The following is a 15317-nucleotide window of genomic DNA, read 5'->3' as shown; positions in this document are numbered from 1 at the left end:
GCGCGATAAAGAACAGAGCGCGGAGACGGAGGGATTTGAACCCTCGGTCCCCTAAACGGGGACTCCACCTTAGCAGGGTGGTGCACTCGACCGGACTATGCGACGTCTCCTGGCGTGAGCCTCCACCACTATAGCCCGAGAGCGGGCGGATGCTCGCCGTCAGTCGTTCGCGGCCGAGCAGCGCCGGTCTGCCGCGGTCTGCCCGGGCACGTTCTCGAGCACGGGCGGCTCCGGCTCCGCGGTGGCCGAACTCGAGGGAGTGGCCGACGGCGCGGCGGCCGGCTCACTCGGCGCGGGCGCGGCGGTCGCCGAGGGTGCCGGGTTGGGAGCGTTCGGGTCGGCGACGGTGCCCTGCTCCGGCTCGTCGGGCAGGAAGCGCTCGTCGTTCCGGATGCGCTCCAGAAGGGCATCCGCCGCATCCTCCAGGGGCACCACGCGTCCGGCGAGGTCGCCGTCGAGCACGGTCTCGCCCGGGTACTGCACGAAGACGATGTTCTCCGTGGGCATGTCGGCGAGCACGCGCGCCATGGCGACCATCGTGTCGAGCGGCGCGAGGCTCGTCGAGAGCTCCATCGATTCGGTGGTGACGCGGGCGAGGCCGTAGAGCGCGCCGAGGTCGGTGAGCACGCCGTCGCTCTGCACCTTCCGCACGAGCGACGACAGGTAGGTCTGCTGGTTCGAGATGCGGCTGAGGTCGCCGCCGTCCCCGACGCCGTACCGCGTTCGGAGGAAGGCGAGCGCCTCGTACCCCTCGACCGTGTGCGTGCCGGCGGTGCTGAGGTTCAAGCCCGTGTACGGGTCGGAGATCGGTGCGTCGATGCAGACCTCGACGCCGCCGACGGCGGACGACATGCGGGCGACGCCGTCGAAGGAGATGGTGCCCGCGTAGGGGATCTCGAGCCCGGTGAGCTGCTCGACGGTGTCGACCACGCAGGGCAGTCCGCCCCGGCCGTAGGCCGAGTTGATCTGCACGAACTCGACGGCGTCGGAGGTCGAGCCGTCCTCCTGCTGGCAGGTGGGGATGTCGACCATGAGGTCGCGCGGGATGCTGACGGCGACCGCCGACTGCTGGTCCTCCGCGACGTGCACGAGCATGTTCACGTCGTTGAGCGTCGAGTCGCGCTCCTCCGCATCGGCCTGCCCCTCGGCGTTGTCGATGCCGACGATGAGCACGTTGAAGCCGCCCTCCCACTCGCCGACGGTGGGCGTCTCGCCCCCGATGTCGACCGCGTCGACCTCCGCCGCGAGGCGGTACGCGGCGATCGCAGCGACGGATGCTCCGCTCACGAGCGCGACGACGAGCACCCCGGCGAGCGCCGACAGCGCCGTGCGCAGCGCGGAGGCCGGGCGCAGCCGACCGTGGCGCACGGCGGCGCGCGGAGCCGTCGGCGCCGCGGCGGTGCGACGGCTCGAGTCGGTCACGTCGCGTCGCCGATCAGTTGGCGACCGAGCAGGTCTGCTGGGCGGCGGTCTGGCCGAGCACGCCCTCGAGCACCTCGGGCGCGGCGGGCTCCTCACCCGGCACGGGCGGCACGGTGGGCGACGCGCTCGGGGCGGGAGCCGCGGTCGCGGTCTCGGTCGGGCTCGGCTCCGGGGCCGGTGCCGAGGGGCTCGGGGCCGGCTCGGCGAGGGTCGAGCCGTTGCCGGTCGCGTCCTCCTCGAGCAGGAACGACTCGTCGTTGCGGATCTTCTCAAAGAGAGCATCCGCCAGGCGCTCGACCGGGGCGGCCTTGCCGGCGTACACGCCGCCGAGGCCCGTCGTCGCCGGGTACTGCACGAAGGTGATGTTCTCGGTCGGGATGTCCTTCAGCACGAGCGCCATCGACACCATCGTGTCGAGGCTCGCGAGGCTCGACGACAGCGACATCGCCTTCGTGGCGACCTGCGCGAGGCCGTACAGCTTCGTCGGGTCGGTGAGCGTGCCGTTGCTCTGCAGGGTGCGCATGAGCGACGACATGTAGACCTGCTGGCTGGAAATGCGGCTGAGGTCGGAGCCGTCACCGACGCCGTGCCGCGAGCGCAGGAAGGCGAGCGCCGTGTAGCCCTCGATCGTGTGGGTGCCGGCCGTCGGCAGGTCGAGGCCGGTGTAGCTGTCGTAGACGGGCGCGTCGACGCAGACGTCGACGCCGCCGACGGCCGTCGACATCATGGCGACGCCGTCGAACGAGATCGTGCCGGCGTACGGGATCGACAGACCCGTGAGCGCCTCCGCGGTCAGCACGACGCAGTTGAGCCCGCCGACGCTGAAGGCCGAGTTGAACGGCTGCGCGCTCATCGCGTAGCTCGTGCCGCCGTCCTCCTGCGGGCACTCGGGGATCGGCACGACGAGGTCGCGGGGGATGGAGACGGCGACCGCCGACTGCTGGTCCTCCGCGACGTGCACGAGGATGTTGACGTCGTTGAGGGTCGCGCCGTCGCGCTCGCGGGCGTCGCTCTGCCCCTCGGCGTTGTCGACGCCGACGATGAGCACGTTGAAGCCGCCCTCCCACTCGCCGACCGTCGGCAGCTCGCGCACCTCGCCGTTCGCGCCGGTCAGCACGACCTCGTCGATGTTCGCGTCGAGCTGGGCGAGTGTGATCGCCGCGACGGAGGCGCCGCTGACGAGCACGATCGACAGACCCGCGGCGATGCCCGAGAGCGCCGTGCGCCATCCGCTCGATCGGCGCAGCCGGCCGTGACGGATGCGGGCGGTCGGCAGGGAGCGCATCGTGCGATCGCGCCTCGGTTCCGACATTCACTCTCCTCGATGGTCGGCGGCAGGCGTCGAGCGCCGCCCCGCAGCGGAGGGCGTGGGATTCGAACCCACGAGACATCTCTGCCCACCGGTTTTCAAGACCGGCTCCATCGGCCGCTCGGACAGCCCTCCTTGGACACCAAAACTCGATCCTAGCCGGAGTGACGCTCAGAACGGGCTGGCCGGGATGCTCCCCGTTCGGGTGACGAACGCTCAGCGTGACGAGCCGAGCGAGGCGAGCGCACGTGCCAGCCCGTCGGCGGTGTCGCGCTCGGTGACCTCGGAGGCCGCCGCGACGACCTCCTCCGGCGCCTGCCCCATGGCGACGCCGCGGCCGCCGATGCTCGTCGCCCACGCGAGCATCTCGATGTCGTTGCGACCGTCGCCCACGGCCATGACGCGCTCCCCGGGAATGCCGAGGGCATCCCGCACCCGCTCGAGAGCCGTGGACTTGTTGACGCCGTCGGGCGCGATGTCGAGCCAGGCCGTCCAGCCGACGTTGTAGCTGACCTGGTGCAGACCCATGAGCTCGACGGCGGCGAGGAACTCCTCCATCGCGTGGCCGGGCGAGATGACGACGACGCGCGTCGCGGGCTCGCGGCACAGCTCGTCGAAGGGCACCTCGTGGCTGATGGCGCCGAGCGCGCCGTCGGGGAACCAGCCGGTGTAGCGGTACACACCGGTCTCGTCCTCGACGGCGTAGTTCGCCTGGGTCAGATGCGGGCGGATGCGCGTCAGCACGTCCGTCGCATCGAACGTCTCGACGTGCTCGCGTCGGTATCCCGTGGGGGCCTCCGGATCCCGAGCGAGCGTGATGGCGCCGTTCGAGCACACGACGTAGTGGGGGGCGATGTCGAGCCGCTCGAGCACCGGCAGGGTCATGGCGACCGAGCGGCCCGTGGCGAGCATGACCTCGTGCCCGGCGTCGCGCAGGCGGTGCACTTCGCGCTCGACGGCGTCGGTGAGCGTGCCGTCCTCATGCAGCACGGTGCCGTCGATGTCGAGGGCGATGAGCCAGCGCTCGTCGTCGGCCGCGTCGTGCTCGTGCCGCGTCGGGGTCACGCGACCGGCTCCAGCACCTCGAGGCCGCCGAGGTACGGGCGCAGGGCATCCGGCACCGCGACCGAGCCGTCGGCGCGCTGGTGCGTCTCGAGGAGGGCGACGATCCACCGGGTCGTCGCGAGCGTGCCATTGAGGGTCGCAACCGGGGCCGTGCGGCCGTCCTCCCCGCGGAAGCGCGTGTCGAGGCGGCGGGCCTGGAAGGTCGTGCAGTTGCTCGTGCTCGTCAGCTCGCGGTAGGCGCCCTGCGTCGGCACCCAGGCTTCGACGTCGAACTTGCGCGCGGCGCTCGTGCCGAGATCGCCGGCCGCGGTGTCGATGACGCGATAGGCGAGGCCCAGCGACTGCAGCATCCCCTCCTGCAGCGCCAGCAGGCGCTCGTGCTCGGCCTCGGCGTCGGCCGGGTCGATGTAGCTGAACATCTCGAGCTTCTGGAACTGGTGCACGCGGATGATGCCGCGGGTGTCGCGACCGTAGCTGCCGGCCTCGCGGCGGTAGCAGGTCGACCAGCCGGCGTAGCGCAGCGGGCCCTTGGCGACGTCGATGATCTCGCCCGCGTGGTAGCCGGCGAGCGCGACCTCGCTCGTGCCCGTGAGGTAGAGGTCGTCGGCGGGCAGGTGGTAGATCTCGTCGGCGTGCTCGCCGAGGAACCCGGTGCCGCTCATGATCTCGGGCTTCACGAGCGTCGGGGTGATGAGCGGGGTGAACCCGGCGGCGAGTGCCCGGTCGAGGGCGAGGTTCATGAGCGCGAGCTCGAGGCGCGCGCCGACGCCCTTGAGGAAGTAGAAGCGCGAGCCGCTGACCTTCACGCCGCGCGGCATGTCGATCGCGTCGAGCAGCTCGCCGAGCGCGAGGTGGTCGCGCGGCTCGAAGTCGAAGGTCGGCTTCTCGCCGACCTCGCGCAGGGTGACGAAGTCGTCCTCCCCGCCCTCGGGCACGCCCGGCAGCACGACGTTGGGGATGCCGCCGGCGATGCGCGTGAACGCCTCGTCCGCCTCGTTCGCGGCCTGCTGCGCGGCCTTCACCCGGGCCGAGAGCTGCTGCGCCTCGGCGACGAGCGCGGCCTTCTCCTCCTTCGGAGCCTGCGCGACGCGCTTGCCGTGCGCGTTCTGCTCGGCCCGCAGCGCCTCGAAGGCGGTGATCGCCTCGCGCCGCGCGCGGTCGGCGTCGACGGCCTCGTCGACGACCTCGACCGACGATCGACGCGCCCGCTGGGATGCTCTGACGATGTCGGGGTTCTCGCGCAGCAGCTGGGGGTCGATCACGCCTCTAGTCTGGCACGCGCGCTCGGAGCGACCCCCTCGGCCGTTCAGGGGCGATGCCCTAGCCTGACGCCATGAGCGTGCCTCAGCAGGATGCCCGTCGCCCCCGCGCGGCGGTCGTCTACAACCCGATCAAGATCGATGAGGATGCTGTGCGCCAGGCCGTGCTCATCGCCGAGCGCGAGCACGGCTGGGCCGAGACCCTCTGGCTCGAGACGAGCGTCGACGACCCGGGTCAGGGCCCCGCGCGGCACGCCGTCGAGCAGGGCGTCGACGTCGTGCTCGCCGCCGGTGGCGACGGCACCGTGCGCGCCGTGGCCGAGGGGCTGCGCGGCTCGGGCACCCCCCTCACGCTGCTGCCGGCCGGCACCGGCAACCTGCTCGCCCGCAACCTCGACCTCACGCTCAACGACGTCGCCGGCGCCGTGCGCACCGCCTTCACCGGCAGCGACCGCGCGATCGACGTCGGCGTCGTCGACATCGTCGACGCCGAGGGCGCCGCGACCTCGCACGTCTTCGTCGTGATGCTCGGCGTCGGGCTCGACGCGAAGATGATCGCCGCGACGAACCCCGAGTTGAAGAAGAAGGTCGGCTGGCTCGCCTACGTCGAGGCCGTCGCGCGCATCTTCAAGGACGTCAACGCGGTGCGCGTCACCTACTCGCTCGACGGCGCCTCGAGCCGCTCGACCACCGTGAGCACGCTGCTCATCGGCAACTGCGGCATCCTGCCGGGCAACGTGCCGATCCTGCCCGACGCGAAGGTCGACGACGGCCTCATCGACATCGTCGCGATGCGGCCGAAGAACGTGCTCGGCTGGGTGCGCATCGGCACGACCGTCATCTGGGAGAACGGCGTGCTGCGCAAGAGCCGCTTCGGGCGGCGCCTCATCGCCGCCGACAAGCGCGTGCGCCCGCTGCGCTACTTCCAGGGCCGTCGCGCCGACCTGCGCTTCCGCGGCCCGGAGGAGTTCGAGATCGACGGCGAGGAGATGGGCATGATCACCCGCCTCGGCGTGCGCGTCGACCCGGCCGCGCTCATCGTGCGCGTGCCCCAGACCGCCGACGTGCACTCGGTCAAGCCCGACGCCGAGGCCGAGGCCGAGGCGAAGCGCCTCGAAGCCGAGGAGGCCGGGCGCGTCGCGGCGCGCGACGAGCCCGTCGTCTGACGCCGCTCGCTGACGCGGCTGCGCCCGCCGACCCCGGAGGGACGACGGGCGCAGACCGATCGAGCCGTTGACTCAGCGCATCGCGGGCTCGCGGTGGCGCAGCACCGCTCCCCCGACGAGCAGCAGCAGCGCGAGCGCGAGCAGCGGCAGCATGCCGAGCGCTCCCGTGACGGGCAGCCCGCCGGCGCCGGGTGCTCCCGCGCCCGGTCCGCCGGCACCCGGGCCGGCCGCCGCGGTCACCTGCAGGTCGGCGCTCGCGAGCACCTCCCCGGCGACCACGACGCGCAGCTCGTAGTCGCCCGCGGCGACCTCGGCGGGGATGCGCACCTCGGCGTCGACGGCGCCCGACTCGTCGGCGACGAACGACCCGAGCACGAGCGGCAGCTCGGCCGCGGCGGCGAGCGTGAGACTCGCCGAGGCCGTGCGCAGCGCATCCGCCGCCGAGGGCTCGGCGAGGACGAGCTCGAGCTCGGTGCCGGGCTCCAGTCCCGAGACGCTCACCGGCAGCGTGCCGCCGGCGCGCACCGACGACGCACCCAGCTCGATCGAGACGCCCGGCTCGCCCGGCTCGCCGGCATCGGCCGCGACGAGCTGGCCGACGCCCCAGCGGGCCGTCGACTGGTAGCCCGCGCCCGACGGGTCGGCCCAGTTGCGGATCGAGGTGCGCGCGCCCTCGCTCGCGTCGTTGACCTGGAAGTCGAGGCCGTGCACCGTACCGAGCCCGCTGCTGTCGAGCAGGCTGATCGACGCCTCGACGACGTAGCCGCCGTCGACGAGCGCCGTCGCCGACTCGACCCGAGCCCGCTGGAAGCCCTCATCGCCGCCCGCGCCGAACGACAGCACGTTCTCAGCGCTGATGCGGATCTGCGTGTCGTCGTAGCGGTACGGGCCGTTCTTGACGTTGCCGGCGTCGACGTAGATCTCGACCGAATCCTGGATCCACGGGTCGGAGCCCGAGACGTCGACCACCGGGTCGGCGACCTCCATGAGCACCAGCAGCCGGTCGTCGCGCCACAGCGTGCGCACCGTCGCCGACGCACCCGACGTGCCCTCGACCTGCTTGCCCGTCTCGACGACGTTCGCCGCAGCCCAGGCCTCGTCGACCGCGCCGTCGATGACGGGCGCCTCGGCGGTCTCGACCACCTCGACGAACGACAGCGGCTCCAGCAGCGTCAGCGTGCCCAGCTCGCCCGGCGCGTTCCACGCCGAGACCAGCTCGCCGCCGTCGAAGCGGCGCAGATCGAACCCGACCGCGTCGCCCTCGCCCGCGCCGTTCAGCGGCAGCGCGACGACCGTCGCCCAGCCGTCGGCCGAGTCGCGCTGGGCATCCTCGCGCGGCACCGAGACGACCGCACCGTCGAGCTCGAGCTCGACCGCGTCGCCCGCCTCGGGCGTCGCGTCGGCGACCTCGACGAGCACCGTGAGCGCATCGCCGGCCCAGCGGAGCTGGAAGGCGACCTCGTCGTCGACGCGCGTGTCGGGCATCCGCTGCCACTGCGCGTCATCGACGTCGGTGACGGTCGCGCCGAACACGTTCGCCGAGCGCTGCGGAGCCGGCAGCTCGCCGTCGATTACCCCGAAGTAGGCGGGCTTGGCCTGCAGGCGGGCGTCGAACAGCAGCGGACCACCGTTGGCGGCGCGCCAGCTGCGGTTGTCGGTGAGGCCCCAGATCGTGACCGAGTAGAGCTCCTCGGCGCGCTCGCGGAAGTCGCGGAATGCGTCGCGGTAGTAGTAGCCCTGGTCGACGAAGAGCGCCTCGCTCTCCGGCGTGCCCGTCGTCACGTCGAGCTCGGTCACCGCCTGCGTGATCGGCAGGTCGGCGAAGCGGTCGATCGCCGCACCGAGCGCGTCGACCGGGAACGACAGGCTCACGTGGAACTGGTGCCCCAGCCCGTCGACCGGCACACCGCGGTCGAGCAGGCGCTCCAGCAGCGCCCGCATGCGGTCCTGCTTGCCGAGCTGCTCGGTGTTGTAGTCGTTGATGAAGAGGGCCACCGGGCGATCAGCGCCCTCCGCGGCGAACTCGCCGTTGAAGGCCTCGTCGGCGTACTGGAACGCCAGATCGATGAACTCCTCGCCGAGGATGCGGTACCACTCGCTGCGGCGCAGACCGTCGTCGAACTGCGAGCCGTCGTTGACAACCTCGTTGACGACGTCGAACGCGACGATCGGGTTGCCGCCGCCATACAGGCCGTGCGTCTCGGCGTAGTAGCCGGCGACGTCGAAGATGTGCTGGCGCATGCGGTCGCGCAGCACCTGCTTGTCGGCCTCGGACGTCGTCAGCGGCGCGCCCTCGGCGTTCTGGAAGAACCACGCCGGCGTCTGGGAGTGCCAGACCAGGGTGTGGCCCCAGACCCGCAGATCGTTCTCGGCGGCGAAGTCCATCAGCAAGTCGCCCTCGGCGTTCGGCGAGAACTCCCGGTCGGCGGTGTAGAACGCCTCCGGCTTCATGAAGTTCTCGCTCGAGACCTGCTCGAAGTGCCGGTTCACGAGCTGCGCCTGCGCGCCGCCCGTCTCGCGCGAGTCGATCGCCACGCCGATCGGGAAGTCGACCGTGTCCTTGATGGGGGTGAGCTCCTGCACGACGAGCTCCTCGGCCTGCGTGATCGTCACGTCGTCGACGTAGAAGGTGCTCGTGTTGCCGACCGCTCCGCCGTCGTAGGCGGTCTCGAAGTACAGCAGCCCCGTCGCGAGCTCGCCGGCGGGCATCGTGATCGACGCCGCGACCTCGCGCCACTCGCCGTTCGACAGACCCGTGACCTGCGCCTGCGTGAGGAACGCGCTGTCGGCCTGCAGCGTGACCCAGATGTCGCCCGCGGGCTGGCCGGCGGCGAAGCGCACCCAGGCCGAGAGCTCGTAGGTGATGCCGGGCAGCAGCGTGCCGACCACGGGCAGGCCGATGCCGTCGCCCTGATTGCCGCGGTTCGCGACCACCGCCGACTGGGCGCCGGTGCGGGCCTGCTCGGTTGTGACGTCGACCGTCGGTGCCACCTCGAGGTTGCTCGAGCGGCGCAGCTGCCAGCCGTCGAGGCCCTCCTCGAAGCTCGTCTCGAGCACCACCGCGCCGGGGGTGCCGGGGTCGGTCGCCGCAGGCGTGCCGGCGGGGAGCGTAAAGCTCCAGCCCTCGGCCAGGCGCTCAGTCACCACGGTGCGGATCGCTGCGACGGTGTTGGCGCGGTTGGCTGGCCCGTCGTGGGCGAGCAGGATGCGGCCGGGCTCCATCGCGGTGCGGATGTTCGCCTCGAGCGTCTCGACGCTCAGGTCGTTGCCGTCCCAGTCGAAGATGAGATTCGACACCGCGAGCGGCTGCATGCCGAGCGCGACGGCCACCTCGCGGGTCTGACCCCAGGCGCCGTTGGGCGCGCGGAAGAACGGCACGGGCGCGTCGGGGTCGCCGAGCGCCTCGCGGATGATGCGGAGGTTCTGCTCGAGGTCGGCCTGCACCTGCTCGGGGGTGAGCGAGTCCATGCTCGCGAAGCCGGTGGAGTGGTTGCACAGCACGTGGCCCTCGTCGACGATGCGGCGCAGCGTCTCGGCGCCGCCGGGCTGCTGGATCTGCGAGCCAATCACGCAGAACACGGCGGGGATGCCCTGCTCGGCGAGGAAGTCGAGCAGCGCATCCGTGTCGGGTGCGGGCCCGTCGTCGAAGGTCAGCGCGGCGACGTTCCCGGTGCCCTGGGCCGCGGCCAGCTCGGTCGTCGTCGGATTCACGAAGCCGCCGGGGGCGACGTCGGGCGAGGGCGTGATGGGTCCTCCCGGAGCGGTGTCGAGCGCGGTGACGACGAAGTCGTCGAGCACGAAGCCGTAGGCGTCGGCGCTGCCGCTGAGCGGGCCGCTGCCGGTGTAGACCTTCGGCTCGGTGGCGCCGGCGGGGATGGCGTACTCGCCCGTGAGCGTCGTCCAGCCGTCGGCGGTGACGTCGGCGGCCGCGGCGTAGGCGTACGTGCCGCCGCCGCCGTTGAAGTTCACGACGAGGCGCAGGTTGGCGGTGCCGACGGTGCCGGCCGCGAGGCGGGCATCCACCGAGAACCGGTAGGTGGTGCCCGCGGCGAGGGCGGCGGGGGCGGTCTGGATGCCGTCGTAGTCATTGGCGCGACCGCCGACCGAGAGGGCGGGATCGCCGTCGACCTCGACGATCGACAGGGTGGGGTTGCCGCTCTGCTGGAGACCGGCGGGCAGCGGCAGGGTCTCGAAGCCCGCGTCGATGACGACCGTGTCGGCGGCGAGGGCCGGCGTGGCGGTCATCGGGGCGAGGAGGAGAGCCGTGACGGCCCCCCAGGCTGCGAAAGTTTCGGTTCGTCGTAGCCGACGCATGGCGCTCCTTTGCGCGAGGAAGTGGCGGAAACTCGGCCACGATAAGCCGGAGCAGGGCCGGTATTCAAGGAATATGTTGATCAGTACAACATGTTGTTACCGAAACGAGATCGAAAGTTTTTCGCGGTGTTGGGGTGGGAGCGCGACCATCGCAACGGGTGCGGCGGCCTGAGCGACCGCCGCCCCCGGGCGTGCCGCGCGCCCGCAGCAGTGCCGCGCAAGCCTCGACCACGCACTGCGGTTCACGGCATGCACTGCGCTTCGCGACGCAGTGCATGCCGCCCACGGTGGTGTGTGCGAACCGTGCGGCGACGGGGCGAGCGGGCGGACGACACCCCGGCTCGAGCCTCTCGAGCGACCCGGGGCCGGCGCGAGCGACCCGAGGTCAGCACGCGGCACGGGCCGCGCGGCCCCTACGCGAGCGGCTCGCCGCTGAGGATGCCGCGCAGCCAGTCGCGGGCATCCGTGAAGACGTCGTCGCCGTACTGCGAGACGACCTCGATCTGCTGGCGATCGGCCCGCGGGTACGAGCCGAGGAACATGACGTTCGGGCTGAACCGCTTGAGGCCGAGCAGGGCGTCGGCAACGCGCTCGTCGCGGACGTGGCCGTCGAGGTCGATGACGAAGCGGTAGCGGCCGAGGGCGTCGCCGATGGGGCGCGACTCGATGAGGCTCATGTTGACGCCGCGCGTCGCGAACTGCTCGAGCATCTCCAGCAGGCGACCGGGCGCGTTGTCGGGCAGCTCGACGATGACGCTCGTCTTGTCGGCTCCGGTACGGTCGGGCAGGCCGAGCGTGCGACTGACGAGCACGAAGCGTGTCACGGCGTTGGGGTTGTCGCCGATGTGCTCGGCGAGCACCTCCAGGTCGTGGTGGGCGGTGATGCCGACAGGGGCGACGGCGGCCTGGGCGAGCTCCGACTCGAGCAGGCCCGCGGCCGCGGCGACGTTCGAGGTCGCCGGCACGTGCCCGTGACTGGGGATGGCCGATTCCAGGAACCGGCGGCACTGCGCGTAGGCGACCGGATGCGCGGAGACGACCCGAACATCCGCCAGCGTCGTGCCCGGTCGGGCCACGAGCACGAAGTCGACCGACACCAGGTACTCGCCGATGATGCGCAGGCCCGGGATGGTCGCGAGCGCATCCTGCGTGGCGCTCACTCCGCCCTCAACCGAGTTCTCGATCGCGATCATGGCCGCGACGCTGCGACCGGTGATGACGTCGTCGAGCGCCTCGCCGACGTTTGCGACGCTGCGCCACACGGCACCCTCGGCCTCGGGCACCTGCCGCAGGGCCTCCCACGTGAACGTGCCGACGGGGCCCAGGTAGCTGTAGGCGGGCGTGCTGTCGGGGGCGGCGCTCATGCTCCGCAGTCTAGGGGCGGGGCCGCGGCGAGCCGTGGCGGGCCGCGACTGCGAGGAGCCCGCGAGAGCCTGTGCCGCGCGCGGGCCCCGGTGGTTGGATGGGCGCATGCAGAGCCGTGCCGGAACCCCCGCCCAGCCCTCCGACCTCGTCGACGTCGACGCGCTCATCGCGGCGTACCACGACCGCGTGCCCGACCTCGACGACCCCGCGCAGCGGGTGGTGTTCGGCACGAGCGGCCACCGCGGGTCGAGCCTCGACGGCGCGTTCACCGACACGCACATCGCCGCGATCACGCAGGCGATCGTGGAGTATCGCGCGACGCAGGGCACGACCGGGCCGATCTTCGTCGGCGCCGACACCCACGCCCTCTCGGCGCCCGCGCAGCGCACGGCGCTGCAGGTGCTCGCGGCGAACGGCGTCGCCGCCTTCGTCGACGCCCACGACGGCTACGTGCCGACACCGGCGCTGAGCCACGCGATCATCACCCACAACCGCAGCGGGCTCGCGCAGGCCGACGGCATCGTCATCACGCCGAGCCACAACCCGCCGCGCGACGGCGGCTTCAAGTACAACCCGCCGCACGGCGGGCCGGCCGACTCCGACGCGACGACGTGGATCGCGAACCGCGCGAACGCGATCATCGCCGACGGCTCGGCCGACGTGCGACGCGGTGCCGCGATCGACACGCACGCGTACGACTACCGGCTGCACTACGTCGCCGACCTCGCGAGCATCCTCGACATGGATGCCGTGCGCGAGGCCGGCCTCCATGTCGGCGCCGACCCGCTGGGCGGCGCGAGCGTCGAGTACTGGCAGTTCATCGCCGAGCACTACGGCCTCGACCTCACGGTCGTGAACCCGCTCGTCGACCCGGCCTGGAGCTTCATGACGCTCGACTGGGACGAGAAGATCCGCATGGATCCCTCCAGCCCGAGCGCGATGGCGAGCGTGCTCGCGCACCAGCACGACTACGCGCTGCTGACCGGCAACGACGCCGACGCCGACCGCCACGGCATCGTCACCCCCGACGGCGGCCTCATGAACCCCAACCACTACCTCGCGGTCGCGATCGAGTACCTGTACACGCACCGCCCCGACTGGCGCCCCGACGCCGCGATCGGCAAGACGCTCGTGTCGAGCTCGATGATCGACCGGGTCGCGGCGGGTCTCGGCCGTCGCCTGCACGAGGTGCCGGTCGGCTTCAAGTGGTTCGTGCCGGGCCTCATCGACGGCTCGGTCGCGTTCGGCGGCGAGGAGAGCGCGGGGGCGAGCTTCGTGCGCCGCGACGGCAGCGCGTGGACGACCGACAAGGACGGCATTCTGCTCGCCCTGCTCGCGAGCGAGATCACCGCGGTGACCGGCTCGACGCCGTCGCAGCTGTACGCGGGGCTGACCGCGCGGTACGGCGCTCCCGCCTATGAGCGGGTGGATGCCGCGGCCACGAAAGAGCAGAAGGCGGCCCTGTCGAAGCTGTCGGGCGACGCGATCGCGGCCACCGAGCTGGCGGGTGAGCCGATCACGGCCCGCCTGTCGGAGGCGCCGGGCAATGGCGCCGCGATCGGCGGCGTGAAGGTGGTCACCGAGAACGCCTGGTTCGCGGCACGCCCGAGCGGCACGGAGGACGTCTACAAGATCTACGCCGAGTCGTTCCGCGGCGAGCAGCACCTGCGCGAGGTGCAGGCCGAGGCGAAGGCGATCGTCGATGCAGCCCTCCGCTGAGGCCGCGGGCGCGACGGGCGTGGAACTCGACCCCGCCCCCGCGGCCGAGCGCGCGGCGCTCTTCGCCGAGTGGGACGCGCTGAGTGCCGACGAGCTCGCCGCCCGCGGCGGCCTCAAGTGGACGATGCACCCCGGCACGGTCGGCGCCTGGGTGGCCGAGTCGGATCTCGGCACGGCGCCGGCCGTGGCATCCGCCCTGCATCGCGCGATCGACGGCCGCCAGCTCGGCTACCTGCCGCCCGCCGTGGGCCGCGAGATGTCGCGCGAGACGGCGCGGCTGCTGCGCGAGCGCTTCGACTGGAGCGTGTCGTCGAGCCGCGTGCACCCGATCGCCGACGTGATCCGCGGGCTGGAGCTGACGATCGAGCACTGGTCGAAGCCGGGCAGCGCGGTCGTCGTGCCGACGCCGGCGTACATGCCGTTCCTGACGGTGCCGGTCGCGATGGGGCGGCAGGTGATCGAGGTGCCGAACGCCGTGCACGAGGGCCGGCACACCCTCGACCTGGTCGCGATCGATGAGGCGCTCGCCGCCGGCGCCGGACTCGTGGTGCTGTGCAATCCGTTGAACCCGGGCGGTCGCGTGTTCGAGCGCGCCGAGCTCGAGGCGCTGTGCGAGGTCGTCGACCGCTACGGGGCGACGGTGTTCGCCGACGAGATCCACGCGCCGATCGTCTTCGACGGTCGGCAGCACGTGCCGTACGCGAGCATCAGCGACGCGGCCGCCGAGCACACGATCACCGCCTACTCCGCCTCGAAGGCGTGGAACCTGCCTGGCCTGAAGACCGCGCAGCTCGTGACGAGCAGCGACAGGGCCGAGAAGACCTGGCAGGCGCTCGGCCCGCTCGCGAGCCACGGCGCGAGCACGCTCGGCGTCATCGCCAACGCGGTCGCCTACCGCGACGGCCGCGACTGGCTCGACCACACGGTCGCCTACTTCGACCGCAACCGTCGCGTGCTCGGCGAGCGGCTGGCCGAGCTGCTGCCCGAGGTCGGCTATCGGATGCCCGAGGGCACGTACATCGCCTGGCTCGACGTGCGCGGCCTCGGCCTCGGCGACGACCCGGCGACGCGACTGCGCGATCGTGCCGGCATCGCGCTGACCGACGGCCGCGCGTGCGGCGAGGTCGGCGCCGGGCACGTGCGCATGATCCTCGCCACGCCGACGCCGATCGTCGAGCTGCTCGTCGAGCGCATCGCCGAGGCGGTGCGCTAGCGGTCAGGCCTCAGGCAGATAGGGCTCGAGCCAATCGAGCGTGCCGTTGCGCACGGGCACGGGCAGCTCCTCGCGCTCGCCGTCGACCTCGAGCGTGAGCGGCAGGCGTGCTCCCGGTCGGTCGTCGGCGGTGGCGAAGACGACCTCGTGCTCCTGGAAGGCGTACTGCTCGCCCGCGGCGAGGGTCACGGTCGTGGCGTCGTCGGCGTCGGCGATGCCGACCTCGACCGGCGCGTCGGAGGTGTTGAGCAGCACGCCGATGAGGCGGGCGGGCTCGCCCTCGCCTCGCGTGACGACGAGCATGTTGTCGAACGAGACCGCCCCGACCTCGGCGTTGGTGCCGAGGTTGACGGCCTCGAGCTCCTCGAGCCGCTCGGAGTGGTCGGGTGCGCAGCCGGCGAGCCCGAGCAGGGAGGCGAGCGAGGCGGAGGCGACGAGCAGCGGGCGGTGGTCGTGTCGAATGGCCATCGATCCACGCTAACGAC

The 15317-nt window shown here is 72.1% G+C and carries 10 protein-coding genes and 2 tRNA genes; 3 read left to right on the top strand and 9 right to left on the bottom strand.

All coding sequences use genetic code 11. From position 1 onward, the window contains the following. Positions 1-20: 20 nt before the first annotated feature. The 6 genes from ID804_RS00630 to serS all read right to left on the bottom strand — a co-directional run bounded on the left by ID804_RS00630 (position 21) and on the right by serS (position 5058). Positions 21-110, bottom strand: a tRNA-Ser gene (locus ID804_RS00630). A gap of 49 nt (positions 111-159) precedes the next feature. Next, entirely contained in the window at positions 160-1422 is a 1263-nt protein-coding gene (locus tag ID804_RS00625) for an LCP family protein (protein ID WP_169077045.1), read from the bottom strand. 13 nt (positions 1423-1435) lie between these two features. Further along, positions 1436-2734, bottom strand: a complete 1299-nt coding sequence (locus tag ID804_RS00620) for an LCP family protein (RefSeq protein WP_169077044.1) — start codon at positions 2732-2734, stop codon at positions 1436-1438. A 47-nt stretch (positions 2735-2781) separates the two neighbouring features. After that, a tRNA-Ser gene (locus tag ID804_RS00615) sits at positions 2782-2866 on the bottom strand. An 81-nt stretch (positions 2867-2947) separates the two neighbouring features. After that, positions 2948-3796, bottom strand: coding sequence for an HAD family hydrolase (locus ID804_RS00610; RefSeq protein ID WP_317451121.1), 849 nt, complete (start codon positions 3794-3796; stop codon positions 2948-2950). Then, positions 3793-5058, bottom strand: coding sequence for a serine--tRNA ligase (gene serS / locus ID804_RS00605; protein WP_169077043.1), 1266 nt, complete (start codon positions 5056-5058; stop codon positions 3793-3795). Before serS ends, ID804_RS00610 begins: the two co-directional genes overlap by 4 nt. Positions 5059-5129: 71 nt before the next feature. On the opposite strand from serS, the gene ID804_RS00600 reads away from it, so the two are divergent. Further along, positions 5130-6221 (top strand): diacylglycerol/lipid kinase family protein, encoded by a 1092-nt coding sequence (locus ID804_RS00600; protein ID WP_169077042.1) that lies wholly within the window; start codon positions 5130-5132, stop codon positions 6219-6221. Between the two features lie 72 nt (positions 6222-6293). Here the strand turns inward: ID804_RS00600 and ID804_RS00595 are convergent, their stop codons facing one another. After that, positions 6294-10466 carry an endo-1,4-beta-xylanase gene (locus tag ID804_RS00595; protein WP_169077041.1) on the bottom strand — a complete coding sequence of 1391 codons (4173 nt, stop codon included), beginning with the start codon at positions 10464-10466 and terminating at the stop codon, positions 6294-6296. A gap of 482 nt (positions 10467-10948) precedes the next feature. Further along, positions 10949-11899 (bottom strand): prephenate dehydratase, encoded by a 951-nt coding sequence (pheA, locus tag ID804_RS00590; protein ID WP_169077040.1) that lies wholly within the window; start codon positions 11897-11899, stop codon positions 10949-10951. A 106-nt stretch (positions 11900-12005) separates the two neighbouring features. On the opposite strand from pheA, the gene pgm reads away from it, so the two are divergent. Both pgm and ID804_RS00580 read left to right on the top strand, forming a co-directional pair. After that, complete coding sequence (pgm, locus tag ID804_RS00585; protein WP_169077039.1) at positions 12006-13619, top strand: phosphoglucomutase (alpha-D-glucose-1,6-bisphosphate-dependent); 1614 nt, start codon at positions 12006-12008, stop codon at positions 13617-13619. Continuing rightward, complete coding sequence (locus ID804_RS00580) at positions 13603-14832, top strand: MalY/PatB family protein (protein ID WP_169077038.1); 1230 nt, start codon at positions 13603-13605, stop codon at positions 14830-14832. Before pgm ends, ID804_RS00580 begins: the two co-directional genes overlap by 17 nt. A gap of 3 nt (positions 14833-14835) precedes the next feature. On the opposite strand, the gene ID804_RS00575 is transcribed toward ID804_RS00580, so the two are convergent. Continuing rightward, entirely contained in the window at positions 14836-15300 is a 465-nt protein-coding gene (locus ID804_RS00575; protein ID WP_169077037.1) for a hypothetical protein, read from the bottom strand. Between the last annotated feature and the right edge of the window lie 17 nt (positions 15301-15317).

Origin of the sequence: Microcella alkalica (assembly GCF_014595885.1) — a bacterium.
GTDB lineage: Bacteria > Actinomycetota > Actinomycetes > Actinomycetales > Microbacteriaceae > Microcella > Microcella alkaliphila_B.
The sequence above is the reverse complement of the archived record's forward strand: the minus strand, read 5'-3'. Positions and strand labels throughout refer to the sequence as shown.

Excerpts from the sequence above, each read along its gene's own strand:
- ID804_RS00580 (WP_169077038.1), top strand. The coding sequence starts at position 13,603 with ATGCAGCCCTCCGCTGAGGCCGCGGGCGCGACGGGCGTGGAACTCGAC.
- ID804_RS00620 (WP_169077044.1), bottom strand. The coding sequence starts at position 2,734 with ATGTCGGAACCGAGGCGCGATCGCACGATGCGCTCCCTGCCGACCGCC.
- pgm (WP_169077039.1), top strand. The coding sequence starts at position 12,006 with ATGCAGAGCCGTGCCGGAACCCCCGCCCAGCCCTCCGACCTCGTCGAC.
- ID804_RS00575 (WP_169077037.1), bottom strand. The coding sequence starts at position 15,300 with ATGGCCATTCGACACGACCACCGCCCGCTGCTCGTCGCCTCCGCCTCG.
- pheA (WP_169077040.1), bottom strand. The coding sequence starts at position 11,899 with ATGAGCGCCGCCCCCGACAGCACGCCCGCCTACAGCTACCTGGGCCCC.
- ID804_RS00595 (WP_169077041.1), bottom strand. The coding sequence starts at position 10,466 with ATGACCGCCACGCCGGCCCTCGCCGCCGACACGGTCGTCATCGACGCG.
- ID804_RS00600 (WP_169077042.1), top strand. The coding sequence starts at position 5,130 with ATGAGCGTGCCTCAGCAGGATGCCCGTCGCCCCCGCGCGGCGGTCGTC.